The following is a 21419-nucleotide window of genomic DNA, read 5'->3' on the forward strand; positions in this document are numbered from 1 at the left end:
CCTATTGGGGAGGAAAGTCGGCTACGGTGCCGTCCGGCTCACGCCCGCGCACCCACGGCTTCCTCAGGCACCCGTACGGTCTCCCGCTCGCGTTCCAGCATCCGCCGCAACGGGCCCTCCACGGCGGCGAGATCGTCGTAGGGCCCCCGCTGCACGATCCGGCCGGCATCCAGCACCACCACCTCGTCGACGGCTTCGAGCCCGTGCAGCCGGTGGGTGATCAGCACCGTCGTACGCCCCCGGGTGGCGGCCAGCAGGTCCGCTGTCAGGGCGTCCGCGGTCGCCAGATCGAGATGCTCCGCGGGCTCGTCCAGAACGAGTACGGAAAAGTCGGCGAGCATCGCGCGGGCCAGGGCGAGCCGTTGACGCTGGCCGCCGGAGAGGCGCGCGCCGTGTTCGCCGACAAGCGTGTCGAGCCCGTCGGGCAGCGTTTCGGCCCAGTCGAGCAGTCGCGCCCGGTCGAGAGCGGCCCGCAGTTCCTCGTCCGTCGCACCGGTGCGGGCGAGCCGCAGGTTCTCCCTGATGGAACTGTCGAAGACATGGGCGTCCTGGGCACACAGCCCGACGAACTGCCGGACCGTGTCCCCCTCCAGCGCACAGGCGTCGACACCGCCGATCCGGTACGTCCCCTCCCGGGCGTCCAGGAAACGGAGCAGAACCTGCGCGAGGGTCGACTTTCCCGATCCCGAGGGGCCGACGACGGCGATACGCCGGCCGGCCGTCAGCCTCAGGTCGATGGAGTCCAGGGCGTCCCGCTCCGCTTCCGCGTACCGCGCCGACAGTCCCCGTAGCTCCAGAGGAAAGGGCGACCCGGGCGTCGCGGCCGGGCTCTCCGGTTCACGCACCGGAAGCGGGGCGTCCAGCACCTCGTACACACGCTCCGCACTCCGCTTGGCCCGCTGCCGGTACTGCACGGCCGACGGCAGCCCGGTCACGGCCTCGAAGGCGGCCAGCGGCGTGAGCACCACCACCGCGAGCTCCAGGCCCGCGAGCCGGCCGTCGTGCACGGCGGGGAGGGCGACCAGTGCGGTGGCGACGACGGTGAGGCCGCCGATCAGGGCGATGAGACCGCCGCCGAGCGCGGTGGCGGTGGCCGCGCGAGCGGCGATGCGGGTCAGAACACCGTCGGCCTCCCGGGTCCGCTCCGACCGGACGGGCAGAGCGCCCGCGACGGTCAGTTCGGCCGTCCCGCCCAGCAGGTCCGTGATCCGAGTGGCCAGATCGGCACGTGCGGGCGCCAGTTGGCGCTCCGCGTGGCGGGAGCAGGCACCGCTGACCAACGGCACTCCCACTCCGGCCAGCAGCAGTCCGGCGGCCAGCACGATGCCTGCCGCCGGCAGCAGCCAGCCGACGAATCCGGCGGTCGCCGCCCCCACGACGACGGCGGTCCCGGCGGGCAGCAACCAGCGCAGCCAGTAGTCCTGCAAGGCGTCGACATCGGCGACGAGCCGCGAGAGCAGATCCCCGCGCCGAGTCCGGCGCAGGCCGGCCGGGGCGATGCGCCCCAGCCCTCGGTAGACCGACACGCGCAGCTCGGCGAGCATCTTGAGCACGGCGTCGTGCGACACCAGGCGTTCCGCGTAGCGGAACACGGCCCGTCCGAGACCGAAGGCGCGGGTCGCGGTCACAGCGACCATCAGATAGAGCACCGGCGGCTGCTCGGAGGCCCGGGAGATCAGCCATCCGGAGACGGCCATGAGCCCGACGGCCGAGCCCAGGGCCAGGCTTCCCAGCAGCAGTGCGAGTGCCAGTTGTCCGCGCTGTGCCCCTGCGGCCTCCCTGACCCGGGCGAGGGCCCGCCCCGGGCGGGCCGCGGTGCTCCGCGCCGTCCCGGATTCCGGCACCGTGTCGGTCCTGTCGTCGGTCGTGCTCGTCGGCCGCGGAACCATGACCGGAGCCCCGGGCTTCTCCGGCCGAGGTGTCACGCCCGGTTCCAGGGCCACCACCCGGTCGGCCACCGAGAGCAGGGCCGGCCGGTGCACGACCAGCAGCACGGTCCGCCCCTCCGACAGCCTCCGTACCGCTTCGACGATGCCCGCTTCCGTCTCGCCGTCCAGGCTCGCGGTCGGCTCGTCGAGCAGCAGGAGCGGCCGGTCGGCGAGGAAGGCCCGCGCGAGCGCGAGGCGCTGGCGCTGGCCGGCGGAGAGACCCGCGCCGTCCTCGCCGAGAAGCGTCTGGGCGCCGTCCGGCAGTTCCGCGACGAAGGCGTACGCGCCCGCGTCCCGCAGCGCCGCCGCCACCGCGTCTGCGTCCGCGTCCGGCCGGGCCAGCCGCACGTTCTCCTCGATCGTGCCCGCGAAGAGATACGGGCGCTGCGGCACCCAGGCGATCCGTTCCCGCCAGCGCTCGGGCGCCAGTGTTGCCAGATCGGCGCCGCCGACCCGCACCCGCCCCTCGTCGGGTGCCGTGAATCCCAGCACCACATCGAGCAGGGTCGACTTCCCCACGCCACTCGGCCCGACCAGGGCGACGGTCTCCCCTTCGTCCACCACCAACGAGGCCCGGTCCAGCGAAGGTTCGGTGCGGCCCTCGTGCCGTACGGTCACCCCGTCCAGCTCCAGCCGCAGTGACGTCGGGATGTCCGCCGTGCCGCCCGGCCGGGACTCGGTCTCCAGGACCGAGAAGATCTCCTCCGCGGCCGAGAGCCCTTCAGCGGCCGCGTGGTACTGCGCACCGACCTGGCGGATCGGCAGATACGCCTCCGGTGCCAGGATCAGCACCACCAGGCCGGTGTAGAGGTCGAGTTCGCCGTGCACGAGCCTCATGCCGATGGTGACGGCGACGAGAGCCACCGAGAGCGTCGCCAGCAGCTCCAGGGCGAAGGACGAAAGGAACGCGATCCGCAGGGTCCGCATCGTGGCTTGCCGGTACTGCGAGGTGATGGTGCGGATGGACTCGGCCTGCGCCTTGGCCCGGCCGAAGACCTTCAGCGTCGGCAGTCCGGCGACCACATCGAGGAAGTGCCCGGAGAGCCGGGACAGCAGCCGCCACTGGCGGTCCATCCGCGACTGGGTGGCCCAGCCGATGAGGATCATGAAGAGCGGGATGAGCGGCAGCGTGACCACGATGATCGCCGCGGAGACCCAGTCCTCGGTGACGATCCGGGCGAGGACCGCCACCGGGACGACCACCGCGAGCCCGAGCTGCGGCAGGTAACGCGCGAAGTAGTCGTCGAGCGCGTCGATGCCCCGGGTGGCGAGCGCCACCAGGGAACCGGTGCGCTGATCGCTCAGCCGTCCGGGCCCGAGCGCCGCGGCCCGCTCCAGCAGTCGGCCGCGGAGTTCCGACTTGACCGCCGCGCTGGCCCGGTACGCGGCCAGTTCGGTCAGCCAGGACACCAGCCCCCGGCCGAGCGCGACAGCGGCGAGCAGAAGCAGAGGGGTCCGCAGTCCGGAGGCGGTCAGCCCGTCCTCGAACCCGCCCACCACGACCTCCGCGATGAGCATGGCCTGGGCGATGACCAGCGTCGCCCCGACGGCTCCGAGTGCCACCACGGCTGCCAGGAAGAATCGGGTGGCGCGGGCGTGGCGGAGCAGGCGCGGGTCGATCGGTTTCACGTGAAACAGCCCCCAGTGAGCTCAGTCGGCGGGCTGGGGCCTGTCCGGAGGATTCAGGGCCGGACAGGCCCCAGGTGCGTTCAGTGCGCTTCGGCGATGTGCTGCGTACCGATGCGCTTGCGGAACACCCAGTACGTCCAGCCCTGGTACAGGAGGACGACGGGCGTGGCGATGCCGGCGCACCAGGTCATGATCTTCAACGTGTACGGCGTGGACGAGGCGTTGGTGACCGTGAGGCTCCAGGCGTCGTTCATCGAGGACGGCATGACGTTCGGGAAGAGCGCCAGGAAGAGCATCGCGACCGCGGCCGCGACGGTCACTCCGGAGAGCGCGAACGACCAGCCCTCACGCCCCGCCGCGATGGCGACGATCGCGCCGACGAGCGCCACCGCGGCAATGATCATCGCGAGCAGGCTCCAGCTGTCGCCGGTGTGGATCTGGGTCCAGATCAGGAAACCGAGTGCCAGCACCGCGGTGACCGGCCCCAGCTTGAGCGCCAGCGTGCGCGCCCGCTTCCGGATGTCCCCAACGGTCTTGAGCCCTGCGAACACGGCACCGTGGAAGGTGAAGAGGGAGAGCGTGACCAGTCCTCCGAGGAGGGCGTACGGGTTGAGCAGATCCCAGAAGCCGCCCACGTACTCCATGTCGGCGTCGATCTTCACGCCGCGCACGATGTTCCCGAAGGCCACACCCCAGAGCAGGGCCGGAATCAGCGAGGTCCAGAAGATCGCGTGTTCCCAGTTCGCCTGCCATCTCTCCTCGGGCCGCTTCGCCCGGTACTCGAAGGCGACCCCTCGCACGATCAGGCAGACCAGGATGATCAGCAGCGGCAGATAGAAACCGGAGAACAGCGTGGCGTACCACTCGGGGAACGCGGCGAAGGTCGCACCTCCCGCGGAGAGCAGCCACACCTCGTTGCCGTCCCAGACGGGTCCGATCGTATTGATCAGAACCCGCCGCTCCTTGCGGTCGCGGGCCAGCAGCTTGGTGAGGACACCGATACCGAAGTCGAATCCCTCCAGGAAGAAGTAGCCGATCCAGAGGACGGCGATGAGTACGAACCAGACGTCGTGGAGTTCCATCTCTCAGCTCCTCTGCTCTCAGTAGGAGAAGGCCATCGGCCGGTCGGCGTCGTCATGGTCGTCGCCGCCGATCTTGGTGGGCGGGTTGAGGTCGGCCTCCGTGAGTTCCGGCGGCCCTGCCTTGATGTACTTCACGAGCAGCTTCACCTCGACCACCGCGAGCACGGCGTAGAGCAGGGTGAAGCCGATCAACGAGGTGAGCACCTCGGCTTGCGAGACACCGGGGGACACGGCGTCGCGGGTCTGGAACACGCCGTAGACGACCCAGGGCTGGCGGCCCATCTCGGTGAAGATCCAGCCCCAGGAGTTGGCGATCAGCGGGAAGAGCAGGGTCCAGAGCGCGACGATCCAATAGCACTTGGTGAGCTTCGGGCTGAGGGCCTTGTTCTTGAACAGGACCAGATGGGGCACTTCGTCCTCACCGGTCCGCAGCCCCGGTGGCAGCATGAACTTCTTCCGCGTCAGCCACAGTCCGAGGATGCCGAGGCCGAAGGACGCCATGCCGAAGCCGATCATCCAGCGGAAGCTCCAGAAGGCGACCGGGATGTTGGGACGGTAGTCACCGGGACCGAACTTCTCCTGCTCGGCCTTGTTGATGTCGTTGATTCCGGGGACGTACGAGGTGAAGCTGTCGTCCGCGAGGAAGGACAGTATCCCCGGGATGGAGATCTCCACGGTGTTGTGGCCCTTGGCCACATCGCCGACCGCGAAGATCGAGAAGGGTGCGGCGTCCTGCCCCTCCCAGAGCGCCTCGGCGGCGGCCATCTTCATCGGCTGCTGCTTGAACATGACCTTGCCGAGCTGGTCACCGCTGACGGCGGTGAGGAGTCCGGCGACCACGACGGTGACCAGCCCGAGCCGCAGCGAGGTCCGCATCACCGGGATGTGCTTCTTGCGTGCCAGATGGAAGGCTGCGATGCCCACCATGAACGCGCCTCCGACCAGGAAGGCGGCGGTGATGGTGTGGAAGAACTGGGCGAGCGCGGTGTTCTGGGTGAGCACGTGCCAGAAGTCGGTGAGCTCGGCCCGGCCGCGCTCCTTGTTGATCCGGTAGCCGACCGGGTGCTGCATCCAGGAGTTGGCCGCCAGGATGAAGTAGGCGGACAGGACGGTCCCGAGGGAGACCATCCAGATGCAGGCGAGATGGATCTTCTTCGGCAGCTTGTCCCAGCCGAAGATCCACAGTCCGATGAACGTGGACTCGAAGAAGAAGGCGATCAGCGCCTCGAACGCGAGCGGGGCACCGAAGATGTCGCCGACGAACCGCGAGTAGTCCGACCAGTTCATACCGAACTGGAACTCCTGGACGATGCCGGTGACGACGCCCATGGCGATGTTGATCAGGAAGAGCTTGCCCCAGAACTTCGTCGCTCTGAGGTACTTCTCGTTGTTGGTCCGCACCCAGGCGGTCTGCAGGCCGGCGGTGAGCGCGGCGAGAGAGATCGTCAGTGGGACGAACAGGAAGTGATAGACGGTGGTGATACCGAACTGCCATCGCGCCAGGGTCTCTGGCGCCAGAGCTAGCTCCACGTCGTCTTCTCCTTACGTCGCCGTAGTCGCACCGGCAGTTTGCCCTTTAAATCCGACTAATCACGGGAGGAAACAGGACACGCTTGTGAACGCGTTCACATTCACAAGCAATTATGACGCACACGCTTTCGGGACGTTCGAGCGGGGGGTGCCTCTTGGGATGTTCCGAGCAATCCCCCCGAAGCAGACACCCGGAACGTGAGGTCCCGGGCGCCTCTCGGGTACCCCTCAGGCGCCGAACACAAAGGCCCCGCACCTCGGTGAGCGAGGTACGGGGCCCTGGGCCCTCCGGTGTGCGCACGGGCGGCCCGCGGTGCTACAGCTCCTTGCGGTACGACTCCGTCACCTTCAGGAACAGGTCGTTCGCCTCGTCCTCCCCGATCGAGACCCGCACCCCCTCGCCCACGAACGGCCTGACCACCACACCAGCCCGCTCGCACACCGCGGCGAAGTCGGCGGTGCGCTCGCCGAGCCGCAGCCAGACGAAGTTCGCCTGGGACTCCGGCACGGTCCACCCCTGGTCCGCAAGCGCGCGCTGCACCCGGTCGCGCTCGCACACCAAGGAGCCCACCCGCCCCAGGAGTTCATCCTCGGCGCGCAGCGAAGCGACCGCCGCGTCCTGCGCGAGCTGGCTGACCCCGAAGGGCACCGCCGTCTTCCGCAGCGCGGCGGCCACCCGCTCGTGGGCCACCGCGAAACCGACCCGCAGACCGGCCAGACCGTACGCCTTGGAGAACGTCCGCAGCACCGCGACGTTCGGCCGGTCCCGGTAGATCTCGATGCCGTCCGGCACCTCGGCGTCGCGGATGAACTCCTTGTACGCCTCGTCGAGCACCACCAGGACATCACTGGGCACCCGGTCCAGGAACCGCTCCAGCTCGGCCCGGCGCACCACGGTGCCGGTCGGGTTGTTCGGGTTGCAGACGAAGATCAACCGCGTGCGGTCCGTGATCGCGTCCGCCATCGCGTCGAGGTCGTGCACGTCACCGTCGGTCAGCGGAACCTTCACCGACGTCGCACCGCTGACCTGCGTGATGATCGGGTACGCCTCGAAGGAGCGCCAGGCGTAGATGACCTCGTCGCCCGGCCCCGAGGTGGCCTGGAGAAGCTGCTGCGCCACACCGACCGAACCGGTTCCCGTGGCGAGATGCGAGACGGGCACACCGAAGCGGTCGGCCAGCTCGTTCATCAGACCGGTGCAGGCCATGTCCGGGTAGCGGTTGAAGCTCGCGGCCGCGGCCAGGGCGGACTCCATCACCCCGGGCAGCGGCGGATACGGGTTCTCGTTGGAGGACAGCTTGAACGCGACCGGTCCGTCGGCAGCGGCCGGCTTGCCCGGCACGTAGGCGGGGACGCCGTCCAGTTCGGCGCGCAGCTTGGGGCTCGTCTCGCTCACCGCAGGTCCTCCTCGACCGTCTGTACACATCAATACTGCTCACCTTATGAGGATTGGGCCATGCGGCGTATGGCCGGAGCGTCCAAATATCCGATGCGACCGGGAATGGGGGGAGCACATCTCCTTGCGACGCGCGCCGGTGGCTCACGCCGTGGCGCGCGTCCCTCGAAGAGGTGAGATGAGACCGCTTCGAAACATCGACCATTTAGTAGGCCCATCGAGTTCGATGCATGACACATTGCGATCATTCTCACCAACGTCCTTTATTTGCAAGGCATTTGACGCTCTATGATCATGCAGAAACGTGCCTGTCAACGCGTGCATATGCGACCAGGCCAACCTCCCGTCCGAGCCCTACTATCGGCTCGCCATGACAGCAGCAGGGAAGCACCAGGTGAGCCGGACGGAGACACCCCGGCGCGGCGGCCGGCAAGGACGAGCGGGAATCCGGGATGTGGCCGCCGCCGCCGGGGTCTCCATCACGACCGTCTCCGACGCGCTCAACGGCAAGGGCAGGCTCCCGGAAGCCACCCGCCGCCATGTCCGCGAGGTCGCAGAGCGCCTGGGCTATCGCCCTTCCGCCGCGGCCCGAACCCTCCGGACCGGCAAGTCCGGCCTCATCGGTCTGACCGTGACGACCTATGGGGACGAACCCTTCACCTTCACCGAATTCGCCTACTTCGCCGAGATGGCCAGAGCGGCCACCTCCGCCGCGCTCGCCCGCGGCTACGCCCTCGTCATCCTGCCCGCCACCTCACGCCACGACGTCTGGTCGAATGTCGCTCTCGACGGCACCGTCGTGATCGACCCCTCCGACCAGGACCCGGTCGTGACGGAACTCGCACGCCAAGGGCTGCCCATCGTCTCGGACGGACGGCCGGCCGGCACCCTCCCGGTCACGGCCTGGGTCGACAACGACCACCGGGCGGCCGTGCTCGACCTCCTCGACCATCTCGCCGCCGCCGGGGCCCGCCGCATCGGCCTGCTCACCGGCACCACCACCGACACGTACACCCGGCTCTCCACCACCGCGTACCTCCATTGGTGCGAGCGCGTGGGCCAGGACCCGGTGTACGAGTCCTACCCCGCCCACGACCCGTGCGCGGGCGCGGTCGCCGCCGACCGGCTGCTCGCCCGCCCCGACCGGCCCGACGCCGTCTACGGGCTCTTCGACCCCAACGGCACCGATCTGCTGGCGGCCGCCCGCCGCTACGGTCTGCGCGTGCCCGAGGACCTGCTGCTGGTCTGCTGCAGCGAGTCCACCGTGTACGCAACGACCGAGCCCCCCATCACCACGCTCTCGCTCAAGCCGCGGAGAATCGGCACGGCAGTCGTCCAGCTTCTGATCGACGCCATCGAAGGCGTCGAACACGACGGAACGGTGGAGCAGGTCATACCGACGGAGCTCATCGTCCGGACGTCCTCGCAACGCCGACCACCCCGCACCACGGTCAGCGCGCCGCGCTCCCCCGCCGGGGATTGATCAGGCGATTTCGGACGAATGGGTCGGTGAACCTGGCGTGCGCCCGGATTCACCACCCCTGGTGCGTCACACAGCACGATTCGCATTCCTATGATGGGCGCACGACACCGCGGACCGCCCGACCAGCAGGGCCCGTCAGGTGTACGGCGGCGCGACGGTGGTGGAGGGGTCGATGACACAGGGGGCCGGTCAGGAACCCGTGGTGCGGACTGCGACGTTGCGCGACTTCCGCGTACCGCCTTACGCCCAGACTCCGGTGCCGCCTTCACCACCGCACCCGGGCAACGCCGTTCCGGGAGACGAACCGCCGGAGGGGTACACACCCACCGCGCGCGATCTTCCCGTGATCAACCGCGGCGACACCGTCCAGGTGCGGGCCGTCCCCGACCCGCGGCCCGTCCCTGAAGCGGGACTCGGACCGCTGTACGTCGTCGGCGATGTCCACGGCTACCTGGACGAACTCCACGCCGCCCTCGCCGAACAGGGCCTCATCGACACGGAGGGCCGCTGGGCCGCGGGCCATGCCCGGCTGTGGTTCCTCGGCGACTTCACCGACCGGGGGCCCGACGGCATCGGCGTCATCGACCTCGTGATGCGCCTGTCCGCCGAGGCCGCGGCCGCCGGCGGCTACTGCAAGGCCCTGATGGGCAATCACGAACTGCTGCTCATCGGCGCCAAGAGGTTCGGCGACACCCCGGTGAACTCGGGCGCGGGCACCGCCACCTTCCAGGCCGCCTGGCTCCTCAACGGCGGCCAGAAGAACGACATGGAGCGTCTTCAGGACGTCCATCTGCAATGGATGTCCCGGCTCGACGCGATCGTCGAGGAGGACGGGCATCTACTGATGCACTCCGACACGACGGCATACCTCGACTACGGCGCCACCATCGAGGACGTCAACGACACCGTGCACGCCATTCTCACGCGCAACGACGCCGATGAGTGCTGGGACCTCTTCCGGAAGCTGACCAAGCGGTTCGCGTTCCGCGACGAGTCGGGGCCGCAGGCGGTCAGGGAGCTGATGTCGGCCTACGGCGGGCAGCGCATCGTCCATGGCCACAGCCCTATTCCGTATCTGCTCGGCGAGGTCGGCTCGGAGGACGGCGAGGACGGTTCCGGCCCCGTGGTCGACGGCCCGCACGTGTACGCGGACGGGCTCGCCATCGCCATGGACGGCGGGGTGACCATGGCCGGAAAGCTACTGGTCGTCCAACTGCCCCTGCATGACTGACATTCTTCTGGGAAGACGCATCGACGACCTGACCACGCCGACCGCTGGGCCTATTTCCGGAAACCCCCTGTCACCTCGTGCCGTGGGCGCTCTACCATCGGCGTATCAGTAGCAGGCTCTCCTCCGTTTCCGCCCAACTGCCCGCACCCGGCGGTCACTCAGGCCCTACGGAGCATCGGGGGATGCACATGAACAGCGCTCCGCACCTGCTGGCCGAGGACCGCCCCGAGTACGAGCGGATCCTCGACGACGCACTACGCCACGCCCATGAGCGACCGGATCTGGCCGCACTCGGCGAGCGGCTCAACGCCGTGCAGTTGCGCACCATGGCACTGGACGCGACGAAGATGATCACCGAGACGGCCGCCACCGAGTACCAGCACTATGTGAAGGCCCGGGAAGAACTGCGCGCACCGGCCGAAGGAGAGGGCCAGGACGCGGGCTCCGATTCCGGCACGGACGCGAGGAACCAGTCGGGAGCCGGCACGGGAGCCGTCATCGCGGTTCTGGCACCCGTGCTGGCCGGAACCGCCGCGTTCATATTCCTGCTTGCCGGATATCTGCTGAGGCTGCTCAATCCGCCGCCGTCCTTCGCCTCCACCATGGTCTCCGCGGGCTGGTTCTTCGCGGTGGTCATGGCCGCCGCCATCCTGGTCGCTGCCATCGGCCTGCTCATCACGGCACTGCGCAACGGATCGGCGACGGACTCCGCCGAGGACGCCGCGAGGGAGTTGCCGGAGGATGTGGCGCGTGCGAGAGAGGCATGGCGCCACGCACTGCTGGAGCGCGGCATCCTGCCGTTCCTGCGGGACGCGCTCGCCGACCCCGACGCCGGCCGCGCGTCGCGCACACCGCATCGTTCGGCGAACCGCATCCCGAAGATCGGGTACAGCCGGCCGGACTTCTCCAGCCCGGACGACGGCCCTGCGGCGGGCCCCCGCCCGACCTTCACGAGCCCGGACTTCACCAGCCCCGACTTCGGCGGCCCCGAACACGAACCGGATTGATCCGGGAGGCCCGGCTTCCCGGACCGACGACGGGACGTCGTCCGGGAAGCCGGGCCTCCCGGACGACGTCCCGTCACACGGGTGCCGCTTCAGTCCGCGATGGGCAGATAGACCCGATTACCGGCGGCCGCGAACTCCTTCGACTTCTCCTCCATGCCTGCGTCGATCTCCGCCTGGGAACCGCCGTGTTCACGACGGATGTCCTGGGAAATCTTCATCGAGCAGAACTTCGGTCCGCACATCGAGCAGAAGTGTGCCGTCTTCGCCGGCTCGGCCGGCAGCGTCTCGTCATGGAACTCCCGGGCCGTAACCGGGTCGAGCGCGAGATTGAACTGGTCCTCCCAGCGGAACTCGAACCGGGCGTCGGAGAGCGCGTCGTCCCAGTCCTGCGCCCCCGGGTGCCCCTTGGCGAGGTCCGCCGCATGGGCGGCGATCTTGTACGTGATGACACCGGTCTTCACATCGTCCCTGTTGGGCAGGCCGAGGTGCTCCTTCGGCGTGACGTAACAGAGCATCGCCGTGCCCCACCAGGCGATCATCGCCGCGCCGATGCCCGAGGTGATGTGGTCGTACGCCGGCGCGATGTCGGTGGTCAGCGGGCCGAGCGTGTAGAAGGGCGCCTCCTCGCAGATCTCCTGCTGGAGGTCGATGTTCTCCTTGATCTTGTGCATGGGGACGTGGCCCGGGCCTTCGATCATGGTCTGGACACCGAACCGCTTGGCCACCGCGTTCAGTTCGCCGAGCGTGCGCAACTCGGCGAACTGCGCCTCGTCGTTGGCGTCGGCGATCGAGCCGGGGCGCAACCCGTCGCCCAGCGAGTACGTCACGTCGTAGGCGGCGAGGATCTCGCAGAGCTCCTCGAAGCGCTCGTACAGGAAGGACTCCTTGTGGTGTGCGAGGCACCACGCGGCCATGATCGAGCCGCCGCGGGAGACGATGCCGGTCTTGCGACGGGCGGTCAGGGGCACATACGGCAGGCGTACGCCGGCGTGCACCGTCATGTAGTCGACACCTTGCTCGGCCTGCTCGACGACGGTGTCCTTGTAGATCTCCCAAGTCAGTTCCTCGGCTCTGCCGTCGACCTTTTCGAGCGCCTGGTAGAGCGGAACGGTGCCGATCGGCACGGGGGAGTTGCGCAGAACCCACTCACGGGTGGTGTGAATGTTGCGGCCGGTGGAAAGGTCCATGACCGTGTCGGCGCCCCAGCGCGTCGCCCACGTCATCTTCTCCACCTCCTCCTCGATGGAGGACGTCACCGCGGAGTTGCCGATGTTGGCATTGACTTTCACCAGGAACCGCTTGCCGATGATCATGGGCTCGATCTCGGGGTGGTTGATGTTGGCAGGCAGCACGGCCCGGCCTGCGGCGATCTCCTCACGCACCACTTCGGGTCGCACATTCTCCCGGATCGCCGCGTACTCCATCTCCGGGGTGATCTCGCCCCGGCGGGCGTACGCGAGCTGGGTCACCGGTTGCCCGCCCCGGCTGCGGCGCGGCAGGCGCGGCCGGCCGGGGAAGACCGCGTCGAGGTTGCGCAGTCCGCCACGCGGCGAGGTGTGCCTGAGCCCGTCGTCCTCGGGGCGGACCGGGCGCCCCGGGTACTCCTCGGTGTCGCCGCGCGCGCTGATCCAGTGGTCCCGCAGAGGTGCGAGCCCGCGACGGACATCGGTCTCGATACCGGGATCCGTGTACGGCCCCGACGTGTCGTACAGCGTCACGTCCTTGCCATTGGTGAGGTGCACCTGCCGGACCGGCACCCGGAGGTCCGGGCGTGAGCCCTGGACGTATCCCTTGTGCCAGCCGATGGACTTCCCGGCCTCGTCGCTCTGGTTCGAGGCAGGCGTGCGTGCGTCCGATGTGGTCATGAGACCTACTCCCTACGCCGGCATTACCCGGTAACAGGTTCGGCGGTCGGCGCAGCCTCTCCCGTACAGACGTACGGATATCAGCGCCCTCTCAGCCCGGTGCTCCGAGCTCCCGCGGGTAAAAAAGGTTTCCTCCACGCTAGCGCCCTGTCCGGCGTCATGAACAGAGGCCCCTTCTCTTCTTGCGATGATCGGCCGGTGACGTCCCCCCAGATCGACCCCGAACCGCAGGGCCATCAGCACGGCCACTCGCACAGTCATGGCCCTGCCGCGCCCGTCTCCACACATCTGCGCAAGGTCATCGCGGCCGTGCTGATCCCGTTCACCACCGCGGTCGTCGTCGGCCTGCTGGTGCTCTGGCCCGGCGGCGCGCCCGCGCACGAGCGCACCGGCGTCGGCTTCGACCGGCAGACCCAGCAGGGAAAGGTGGTGAACATCGACAAGGTGGACTGCAAGGACGTGAACGCCTCCCAGACACCCACCAGCGGCGCGACGGCCCCGTCGCCGGGAAACGGCTCGCACCTGTGCGAGAAGGCCACCGTCGAAGTGACGACCGGTCACGACAAGGGCCGGACCTTCGTGGAGGTCGTCCAGCCCGACGCACCTCGCCAGTTGCGCAAGGGTCAGGGAGTGGTCGTGGCGTACGCACCCGACGCGCCCCACGACCTCCAGTACTCGGTGACGGATGTGAACCGGAAGTTCCCGATGGCGCTGCTGGCCGGGCTCTTCGCCCTGGTCGTGGTCGCGGTGGGCAGGATGCGCGGCGTGATGGCGCTGATCGCTCTCACCGTGTCGTTCGCCGTGCTGACCCTGTTCATCCTTCCGGCCATCCTCCAGGGATCGAATCCGCTGATCGTGGCGGTGGTGGGGGCCAGTGCGATCATGCTGATCGCGCTCTACATGTGCCACGGCCTGACCGCCCGCACCTCGGTCGCGGTGATCGGCACACTGATCTCGCTGCTACTGATCGGGCTGCTCGGATCGCTCTTCATCGGCTGGGCCGGCCTGACCGGCAACACCGACGACAGCACCGGCCTCATCCATGGCCTGTATCCGCAGATCGATATGAGCGGTCTCCTGCTGGCCAGTGTGATCATCGGTTCGCTCGGGGTGCTCGACGATGTGACGGTCACCCAGACGTCGGCGGTCTGGGAGTTGCACCAGGCGAACCCGACAATGGGTGCTCGGGGGCTGTACCGGGCAGGGATCAGAATCGGACGCGACCACATCGCCTCGGTCGTCAATACGCTGGTGCTCGCCTACGCGGGCGCCGCGCTGCCGTTGCTGCTCCTCTTCTCGATCGCCCAGAGCAGCGTGGGGGCGGTGGCCAACAGCGAGCTGGTGGCGGAGGAGATCGTACGAACGCTGGTCGGTTCGATCGGACTCGTCGCCTCGGTGCCGGTGACGACGGTGCTCGCCGCGCTGGTCGTCTCCGCGGACCGCACAGGGGTCGGCGCAGAAGCCGGAGCTTCGGCACCCGTACGGACCGGGAAGGGGCGTCGCCGCAGGACGAGAACGTGAACGCCTCCGCACGGAGAGCGATTCACTCATTCGGCAGATATCGCATTCGACCGGCGGGCCGGTCGATGACGCCGTGCTCTTCAGCCGGCGTTCTGTTCCTCGGCGAGGATCCGGCCCAGAGCCTCTTCCAGATTGCCCTCGAAGTCACCCAGCGTGCACTCCTGACCGAGCGGCACAAGCTTGTCCGTCCTGTCCAGAAAGGCCACAAGTGGCGCCGTGCCCGCCCTGAAGAGGGCGCGATCCGTGCCCACCTGGAGCCGGATGTGTACGTCGGAAAGCCCCTCGGGCTCCGTGGGCCCGATATGCACATCGCCGTCGCCACTGGGGCTGTTGAGGCCGTCGAGCAGCAGCTCACGACCGAATGCCCAGGTGACGGGGGCGTCGCCGGGCAGGTGGAAGGTCATCCGGATCGCATACGGATCGCTCACTTCGTACCGGAGCTCCACCGGGATCCGGAAAGAGAGCTCCTCGGAAACGAGGAAGCTCATCATGACCTCAGCTTGAACCGACTCGCGCATCGTTCAACCCCGCAGTAGATGAATCTGGCCAGGAATGATCCCCCATGGCCCTATTGACGCCATCGTGGTGCACGCGATAGCAGATCACAAGGAGTGATTTTTCAGATACTGATAGAGAACACGAACGAGCGCAAGAGGTTGGCCACTTCGCCACGTAGTTGTTCGACTGCGGGGAGCAACCGCTCTTCCTGCTCCAGGGGTATCGAAATCGCCACCGCGGCGGCGGTGAAGCCGGCCGTGATGGGGATGGCCGCACAGACCGTCCCCAAGGCGTACTCCTGCCGTTCGATGACGGGTTCCATACGTTCCAACGACCGCAGTCGCTCAAGGAACGCGGCGCGATCCCGTACCGAGTAGCGGGTCAGCGGTCGCACAGGGTGCCGGTTCAGATGGTCCTCGCGGGCATGCTCGTCGAGCTGGCTCAGCAGACACTGGCCGATCGCATGGGCGTGTCCGGTCTCCCGGAAGGACGCCCACTCGTTCACCGCCGGTGTGGCGGGATCGTCGGCGACCGCGATGAGTTCGATCTCACCCTCGCGGTAGACGGCGCAGTACACCGGTGCTCCGATGGTGTCCCGCCAGCGGCTCAGCGACTCCGTCATTCTGCTGCGCCGATTCCGCAGCAGGCGCTCTCCGACGAGGCGTTCGGCGGCGGACCCGAGGCGGAACACCCCGTTCTCCCGGCACAGATAGCCCTCATGGGTCAGGGTGCGCAGCAGGTGGTAGGCGGTGGGAAGAGGAAGACCCGCTTCCCTGGCCAGTTGTTTCGCGGGCGCCCCGTCTCGGTGGGCGCCCACGGCCTCCAGCAGCCTCAGCGCTCGCTGCACCGAACCGATCAGCGTCGGGACAGCAGTGCTCGATGCCGTGGTCAACGGTCACCCCCAGGCATGGTGACGGGCGGTCAGCCCGCCTGTGGGGGCCGCCCCCACAGACCGCCGCATGACTGGGGTCCGGAGGCCGAACGCCGTACAAACCACTGGTCACGGTGGTGACGGACAGTTAATTCCCAGGTGGCGGCAGCGAATTGCCACCATATCGGCCACACCCGCACGGAGGGTCGTTTCGTCTTGCACTTAGCTCAGCTGGGCTAATCCGGTGGCCGGATTCCGATCGTCCTACCAGTCGCTGCGCGAGGAGGACGACATGAACTTGCGCACGACGAAGATGAGGCCGCCGACCAGGATCACGAAGACCAGGACCTTGAAGAGCAGACCGATCACGAACCCGACCACGCTGGCGATCAGACCGCCGAACACGACGATCGCGATGACCGGCACCGCGATCCACTTCACCCACCAGGGCATCCCCGCGAATATCTCCCGCACGGCCATCGTCCTTGCCTCGTCTCTGTGAGTTCCTGCTCCGATACTCCGATGCTAGAGGCGCGAGGGAGGCGGCGGGGGTTCCGCACCCCCTGAAGTCCCCTGACCGACCCCTGAGGGATCCCTGAGGCCGGAACCCGTTCCTCCGCAGGGGCGGGCTCAGCTCTCCGGCGGGGAGAAGACCACCATGACCCGCAGATCCTCGGTGATGTGGTGGAACTTGTGGGCCACACCGGCAGGCACGTACACCACGCTTCCTCTGCCCACCTGTGTGGTTTCCATGCCGACCGTGATCGAGGCGCGGCCGCTGACGACGAGGTAGACCTCGTCCTGGTTGTGGGGCTGCTGGGGATCGAGCTCGCCGGCGTCCAGGGCGTACAGGCCGACGGACATGTTCCGTTCCTTCACGAACTGCAGATACGCGCCGTCGTTGGCGGCTCGCTCCGCCTCCAGTTCATCGAGTCTGAATGCCTTCATGGCCAGTCCGCCCCTGCCTCTGTCCTGCCGGTGTCCACCACCGATCACGTCTGCCACGATCAGACACATGAAGAATTTCGTAGTCAAGACGATCGCCAACGCAGGTGCGCTGGCCGTGGCCATCTGGCTGCTCCAGGACATCACGCTGAACGGCGGCAGCACCTGGCGCAAAACACTCACGCTGCTCCTGGTCGCCCTGCTCTTCGGCCTGGTGAACTTCGTGGTGAAGCCCATAGTGAAACTTCTCACCCTGCCGCTCTTCATCCTCACGCTGGGGCTGATCACCCTGGTGGTCAACGCGCTCATGCTGATGCTGACCTCCTGGCTGGCCGGTCAGTTCAGCCTGAGCTTCCATGTCGACGGCTTCTGGACCGCTGTGCTCGGCGGTCTGATCATCTCGATCGTGTCGTGGGCGCTGAACGTGGTCCTGCCCGACGAGGACTGATCCGACGGCTCCTGAAACAGTGCAGGTCGGACCAGTGGCACACCAGAAGGAGTGGGGAAGCGGTATGAGCACCATGGGTGACGGAACCCGGGCGGTACGGGCCGGGCTGCCCGAACCGGAACAGTTCGAGCCCACCCTGCCCGGGCCGGTCTTCGCCGCGCACTTCCATCTCTCCGGTGAGCCGACCGGCCCGTACACCTACGGCCGCGACACCAACCCGACCTGGACGCGTCTGGAGCGGGCCATCGGTGAGCTGGAGGCACCGGGGGAGCCGGTCGAGAGCATCGTCTTCGCCTCCGGGATGGCAGCGGTCTCGGCCGTGCTGCTGTCCCGGGCGCGCACCGGCGATGTGGTCGTGCTGCCCGATGACGGTTATCAGGCGCTGCCGTTGGTACGTGAGCAGCTGGAAGCCTACGGGGTCGAGGTGCGAACCGCCCCGACCGGCGGCGATGCTCAGCTGGCGGTCCTCGAAGGTGCCCAGCTGCTGTGGATCGAGACCCCGTCCAATCCGGGGCTCGACGTCTGCGACGTACGGCGGCTCGTCGATGCCGCACACGCGGCAGGCGCCCTGGTGGCTGTCGACAACACCCTCGCCACACCGCTCGGCCAGCGCCCGCTGGAACTGGGTGCCGACTTCTCGGTGGCCAGTGACACCAAGGGCATGACCGGCCACGGAGACATCCTGCTCGGTCATGTGGCCTGCCGCGATCCTGAGCTGGCTGCCGGTGTGCGGCGCTGGCGCAAGGTCGTCGGAGCGATTCCGGGACCGATGGAGGCCTGGCTCGCGCACCGTTCACTCGCCACGCTGGAGCTGCGGATCGACCGGCAGTGCTCCACCGCCTTGACCCTTGCGGAGGCTCTGGGCAAGCGCGCGGGGGTGACCGGGCTGCGGTACCCCGGCCTGCCCACCGACCCTTCGTACCCGAACGCTGTGCGACAGATGCGGCGCTTCGGCTCCGTGGTGTCGTTCGTCCTGCCCGACCGCGAGCGGGCCGAGCGCTTCCTCACCGAGCTGCGGCTGGTCGACGACGCGACGAGCTTCGGTGGCGTGCGCTCCACCGCCGAGCGGCGGGGGCGCTGGGGCGGTGACGCCGTGCCGGAGGGCTTCATCCGCTTCTCCGTCGGCGCCGAGAACCCCGAGGATCTGGTGGCCGACGTGGAGCGGGCGCTGGACGCGGCGCTGGGCGACGGCTGAACCGACCGGTGGCACGGACGGTCCGAGCCTCCCCCTCATGACCCGGACCCTCCCGGTCCGCAGAGGAAGGACCGCCCGGACACGGCTGGTTGACTGCCGGTCAGCGCCCCTGGCACAGCGGCAACAGGCGCTTATCCGTACATCTGGATTCTCCTCGCCCGACCTCCGGACGGTCCTGGAGTGCGTGGCGGCGGGCGCCGGCCTCGCCGTGCTATCGCGCTCTCTGCGCGAGGGGGGCGCTGGAACGGGGCGAGGTCGTGACGCTCCTCGCCCCCTCCTGCGCGGTCCGCTGCGCACGTATTCCCTGGTCGTGTGGACCGGCACGCACTCGCTGCCGCACACCGCGCGGGCACACGAGTGGCTGCTACGGGCCGCAGCCGCCTGGTGAGCGCAGGGCGGGCCGACACGGGTCCGGTGTTTCAGAACCCGTTCCGTGGGCCACGCTCTTGCCATGACCGAACGTCCTGTGGTCAAGCGCACCGCACGTGCCATCCTCCTCGACGGCAACGACCTCGTCCTCATCAAACGCACCAAGCCCGGGGTGGATCCGTACTGGCTCACGCCCGGAGGCGGAGTCGAACCCGAGGACGCAACCGTGGTCGACGCTCTGCACCGTGAGCTGGACGAGGAGCTCGGCGCCAAGATCACCGATGTGGTCCCCTGCTTCGTCGATACCGTGGAGCACATCGAGGGCGGCGGGGTGAAGGGCGTCAAGGTCCAGCACTTCTTCGTCTGCCGGCTGGAGTCGATGGACCTGTCTCTGCGCCACGGCCCCGAGATCGAGGACCCCTGCGGGGAGTACGACGTCGTACGCGTGCCGTTCAGCCGGATGGGGATCGCCGCCGTTCATCTCGTACCCCTGTCGCTGCGGCACTATCTGGACGGCAACATCGAGGGCGTGCGGGCGATGCACGCACCCGACCTGGGCTGACCGGCAGCCGCGCGGGTCCTGGACCGACAGCCGCGCCTTCCCGGGGCGGCGACGACTGCCTGTGCCTGGGGCGACGCCGGTGGCTGCCGCTGTGCGGGTCAGCCGGAGCCGTTGATCGCCAGTTCCTCGAACCAGTCGTGCCGGATGTGCTCGGCCGGTACACCGATACCCCTGAGCACATGCACGCCGCTGCGGATCATGCCGGGCGGTCCCGCGAGGTAGGCGTCGTACTCGTGCCACGGGCCGCACTGGCGCACGGCGTCGGGCAGCAGTCCCGTCAGACCGCCCGCCCTTCCCGGGCCGGTGGACACCACCGGGCGCACCGAGAGCCAGGGATAGGTCCGCTGGAGCCGCATCATCGTGTCGATGTCGTACAGGCCCTGATCGCTGTGCGCCCCGTAGAAGACCTCCACGGGGCGGCGGTCGCCATACTCCGCGACGTCCTCCACGAGCGCCTTGATGGGGGCGATTCCCGTACCGCCGCCCAGGCAGAGCAGACCGGTGTGGGTGGAGTGGTCGACCGTCATCGAACCGGTGGGCGGGCCGAGGCGCAGGATGTCGCCGGGACGGGCCCGGTGCACCAGAGCGTTGGAGACCCAGCCGGCCGGGACCGCCTTGATGTGGAAGGTGAGGAGACCGTCCGGCCGGGGGGCCGAGGCGAAGGAGTAGTGCCGCCAGGTCCGGGGCCACCACGGGGTCTCCATTGCCGTGTACTGGCCTGCGAGGAAGGGGTAGGCATGGTCGGGGCGGACCGTGAGGACCGCTATGTCACGGGTTCTGAGGTCGTGCGAGACGACCTCGGCGTGCCACCAGGCGGGAGCCCGCTGCTCGTCCTCGGCGGCCGCATCGATCATGATCTGCGATAGGGCGGTGTAGGCACGGACCCACGCCGCTTCCGTCTCCGCGTCCCATGTGGTGGTCGCGTAGCGGCTCAGCGCTCCGAGGAGGGCCTCGCCCACCGCGGGATAGTGAGTGGGCAGTGTGCCGTACTTGCGGTGCCCCCGGCCCAGTGCGCCGAGATACGCGGACAGCGCCTCGGGATCGTCCAGTCGGTGGGTCGCGGCGAGGATCGCGCGGAACAGACGGTCGCGCTGGACATCCATCGCGACCGGGAACAACGCGCGCAGATCGGGGCGACGGATGAAGAGCAGGGCGTAGAAATACGAGGTCGCGTCGTCCGCGACGGGCGAGATCTCGGCCAGAGTGCGATGGATCAGGGTCGCGTCGGGAGATCGGTCCGTTCCGTCTTCGGTCCACCCGGTGGCCGGAGCATCCATGTTCTGCCTCGCCTCGAAGGTCTTCTGGTCGCCTTACGCACTCACGCGGCCGCAGCACGTGCCTACGGGCGCACTCGGGTCTTGCTTAGGTCGCCGGTCGGCTCCCGATCGGTTCCCGTTCGCCGTGTCTCGCTCCAGCATCCCCTGTCACGGACGCGGACCGGACAAATAGCGGGAAGTCCGGGTATCTGAAGCAGCTTCCCGGTTACGTCCCCTGGCCTCAGGACCAAGCCGTGGCTCCACTCCGGATGTCCACATCCACGCCCGTGCGGGACCGCGCACCGACCGATCTCGGGCGAGGACCAGCAGGGCACTCCAACGCGCCTGGCGGCCCGGACCGAAGAGGAGTGCGTACTGTACGCCGAGGCGAGTACGCGCGGTGGCTCCCGCCGCCGGAAGCCCGGTCGCCCCGTTCCCGGCACCGCGTTTCACGTGAAACCACTCAAACGTTCCGCTCGCCGTAGCTTCTTCGTGGCACATGTCATGGCATCCGTGAGCCGACTCGGACTGGCCGTAGGGCTGCCGGCGCTCGAAGCCACAGCCCCGCTACCGAACCCCTGAGGGTGGAAAGGCGCAGCCGAC

General features: G+C 68.4%; 17 protein-coding genes, 1 pseudogene and 1 riboswitch. Of the genes and pseudogenes, 8 read left to right on the plus strand and 10 right to left on the minus strand.

Annotation, left to right across the window (positions count from 1 at the left end; all coding sequences use genetic code 11):
- Window positions 1-38: 38 nt before the first annotated feature.
- From cydD to hisC, 4 genes are all read right to left on the minus strand, one after another.
- A complete protein-coding gene (gene cydD, locus ACFVUT_RS23070) occupies window positions 39-3557 on the minus strand; it encodes a thiol reductant ABC exporter subunit CydD (RefSeq protein WP_389650776.1) in 3519 nt (1172 codons plus the stop codon).
- 80 nt (window positions 3558-3637) lie between these two features.
- Window positions 3638-4639 carry a cytochrome d ubiquinol oxidase subunit II gene (gene cydB, locus ACFVUT_RS23075; RefSeq protein WP_389650773.1) on the minus strand — a complete coding sequence of 334 codons (1002 nt, stop codon included), beginning with the start codon at window positions 4637-4639 and terminating at the stop codon, window positions 3638-3640.
- Window positions 4640-4657: 18 nt separating this feature from the next.
- The gene (locus tag ACFVUT_RS23080; RefSeq protein WP_389650771.1) at window positions 4658-6169 is read right to left on the minus strand and encodes a cytochrome ubiquinol oxidase subunit I; all 1512 of its coding nucleotides are present in this window, start codon (window positions 6167-6169) and stop codon (window positions 4658-4660) included.
- Between the two features lie 316 nt (window positions 6170-6485).
- Window positions 6486-7565 (minus strand): histidinol-phosphate transaminase, encoded by a 1080-nt coding sequence (gene hisC, locus ACFVUT_RS23085; RefSeq protein ID WP_389650768.1) that lies wholly within the window; start codon window positions 7563-7565, stop codon window positions 6486-6488.
- Between the two features lie 370 nt (window positions 7566-7935).
- Here hisC and ACFVUT_RS23090 point away from each other — a divergent pair, with 370 nt between their 5' ends.
- From ACFVUT_RS23090 to ACFVUT_RS23100, 3 genes are all read left to right on the plus strand, one after another.
- On the plus strand, window positions 7936-9048 hold the full coding sequence (locus ACFVUT_RS23090; RefSeq protein WP_389650765.1) for a LacI family DNA-binding transcriptional regulator: 1113 nt from the start codon (window positions 7936-7938) through the stop codon (window positions 9046-9048).
- Window positions 9049-9220: 172 nt separating this feature from the next.
- Window positions 9221-10279 (plus strand): metallophosphoesterase, encoded by a 1059-nt coding sequence (locus ACFVUT_RS23095; protein WP_389650763.1) that lies wholly within the window; start codon window positions 9221-9223, stop codon window positions 10277-10279.
- 182 nt (window positions 10280-10461) lie between these two features.
- Window positions 10462-11286, plus strand: a complete 825-nt coding sequence (locus tag ACFVUT_RS23100) for a hypothetical protein (RefSeq protein WP_389650760.1) — start codon at window positions 10462-10464, stop codon at window positions 11284-11286.
- Between the two features lie 89 nt (window positions 11287-11375).
- On the opposite strand, the gene thiC is transcribed toward ACFVUT_RS23100, so the two are convergent.
- The gene (thiC, locus tag ACFVUT_RS23105) at window positions 11376-13151 is read right to left on the minus strand and encodes a phosphomethylpyrimidine synthase ThiC (protein WP_389650758.1); all 1776 of its coding nucleotides are present in this window, start codon (window positions 13149-13151) and stop codon (window positions 11376-11378) included.
- Window positions 13142-13277: riboswitch (TPP riboswitch) on the minus strand. It overlaps the preceding gene by 10 nt.
- 72 nt (window positions 13278-13349) lie before the next feature.
- Between thiC and ACFVUT_RS23110 the strand changes: the two genes are divergently transcribed.
- On the plus strand, window positions 13350-14672 hold the full coding sequence (locus ACFVUT_RS23110; protein ID WP_389650755.1) for a YibE/F family protein: 1323 nt from the start codon (window positions 13350-13352) through the stop codon (window positions 14670-14672).
- Window positions 14673-14752: 80 nt separating this feature from the next.
- Here the strand turns inward: ACFVUT_RS23110 and ACFVUT_RS23115 are convergent, their stop codons facing one another.
- The 4 genes from ACFVUT_RS23115 to ACFVUT_RS23130 form a co-directional block, all read right to left on the minus strand.
- Entirely contained in the window at window positions 14753-15190 is a 438-nt protein-coding gene (locus tag ACFVUT_RS23115; protein ID WP_389650753.1) for an SsgA family sporulation/cell division regulator, read from the minus strand.
- Window positions 15191-15291: 101 nt separating this feature from the next.
- On the minus strand, window positions 15292-16062 hold the full coding sequence (locus ACFVUT_RS23120) for an IclR family transcriptional regulator (protein WP_389650750.1): 771 nt from the start codon (window positions 16060-16062) through the stop codon (window positions 15292-15294).
- A gap of 243 nt (window positions 16063-16305) precedes the next feature.
- Window positions 16306-16515, minus strand: a complete 210-nt coding sequence (locus ACFVUT_RS23125) for a DUF5326 family protein (protein ID WP_389650747.1) — start codon at window positions 16513-16515, stop codon at window positions 16306-16308.
- Window positions 16516-16671: 156 nt separating this feature from the next.
- Window positions 16672-16989, minus strand: a complete 318-nt coding sequence (locus ACFVUT_RS23130) for a cupin domain-containing protein (protein ID WP_072488196.1) — start codon at window positions 16987-16989, stop codon at window positions 16672-16674.
- A gap of 67 nt (window positions 16990-17056) precedes the next feature.
- Between ACFVUT_RS23130 and ACFVUT_RS23135 the strand changes: the two genes are divergently transcribed.
- The 4 genes and pseudogenes from ACFVUT_RS23135 to ACFVUT_RS23150 all read left to right on the plus strand — a co-directional run bounded on the left by ACFVUT_RS23135 (window position 17057) and on the right by ACFVUT_RS23150 (window position 19560).
- Window positions 17057-17434 (plus strand): phage holin family protein, encoded by a 378-nt coding sequence (locus tag ACFVUT_RS23135; RefSeq protein ID WP_389650744.1) that lies wholly within the window; start codon window positions 17057-17059, stop codon window positions 17432-17434.
- A 64-nt stretch (window positions 17435-17498) separates the two neighbouring features.
- A complete protein-coding gene (locus tag ACFVUT_RS23140) occupies window positions 17499-18629 on the plus strand; it encodes a cystathionine gamma-lyase (RefSeq protein WP_389650741.1) in 1131 nt (376 codons plus the stop codon).
- 154 nt (window positions 18630-18783) lie between these two features.
- Window positions 18784-19017 (plus strand): annotated as a pseudogene (locus ACFVUT_RS23145) (LysR substrate-binding domain-containing protein); the annotation flags it as partial.
- Window positions 19018-19080: 63 nt separating this feature from the next.
- On the plus strand, window positions 19081-19560 hold the full coding sequence (locus ACFVUT_RS23150) for an NUDIX domain-containing protein (protein ID WP_389650738.1): 480 nt from the start codon (window positions 19081-19083) through the stop codon (window positions 19558-19560).
- Between the two features lie 98 nt (window positions 19561-19658).
- Here ACFVUT_RS23150 and ACFVUT_RS23155 read toward each other — a convergent pair whose 3' ends face one another.
- Window positions 19659-20837 carry a globin domain-containing protein gene (locus ACFVUT_RS23155; protein WP_389650735.1) on the minus strand — a complete coding sequence of 393 codons (1179 nt, stop codon included), beginning with the start codon at window positions 20835-20837 and terminating at the stop codon, window positions 19659-19661.
- Window positions 20838-21419: the final 582 nt, after the last annotated feature.

This window comes from Streptomyces sp. NPDC058051, assembly GCF_042885475.1.
Classification (GTDB): domain Bacteria; phylum Actinomycetota; class Actinomycetes; order Streptomycetales; family Streptomycetaceae; genus Streptomyces.

Excerpts from the sequence above, each read along its gene's own strand:
- ACFVUT_RS23115 (WP_389650753.1), bottom strand. The coding sequence starts at position 15,190 with ATGCGCGAGTCGGTTCAAGCTGAGGTCATGATGAGCTTCCTCGTTTCC.
- ACFVUT_RS23140 (WP_389650741.1), top strand. The coding sequence starts at position 17,499 with ATGAGCACCATGGGTGACGGAACCCGGGCGGTACGGGCCGGGCTGCCC.
- ACFVUT_RS23155 (WP_389650735.1), bottom strand. The coding sequence starts at position 20,837 with ATGGATGCTCCGGCCACCGGGTGGACCGAAGACGGAACGGACCGATCT.
- cydB (WP_389650773.1), bottom strand. The coding sequence starts at position 4,639 with ATGGAACTCCACGACGTCTGGTTCGTACTCATCGCCGTCCTCTGGATC.
- ACFVUT_RS23090 (WP_389650765.1), top strand. The coding sequence starts at position 7,936 with ATGACAGCAGCAGGGAAGCACCAGGTGAGCCGGACGGAGACACCCCGG.
- ACFVUT_RS23135 (WP_389650744.1), top strand. The coding sequence starts at position 17,057 with ATGAAGAATTTCGTAGTCAAGACGATCGCCAACGCAGGTGCGCTGGCC.
- ACFVUT_RS23100 (WP_389650760.1), top strand. The coding sequence starts at position 10,462 with ATGCACATGAACAGCGCTCCGCACCTGCTGGCCGAGGACCGCCCCGAG.
- thiC (WP_389650758.1), bottom strand. The coding sequence starts at position 13,151 with ATGACCACATCGGACGCACGCACGCCTGCCTCGAACCAGAGCGACGAG.
- ACFVUT_RS23095 (WP_389650763.1), top strand. The coding sequence starts at position 9,221 with ATGACACAGGGGGCCGGTCAGGAACCCGTGGTGCGGACTGCGACGTTG.
- ACFVUT_RS23130 (WP_072488196.1), bottom strand. The coding sequence starts at position 16,989 with ATGAAGGCATTCAGACTCGATGAACTGGAGGCGGAGCGAGCCGCCAAC.
- ACFVUT_RS23150 (WP_389650738.1), top strand. The coding sequence starts at position 19,081 with ATGACCGAACGTCCTGTGGTCAAGCGCACCGCACGTGCCATCCTCCTC.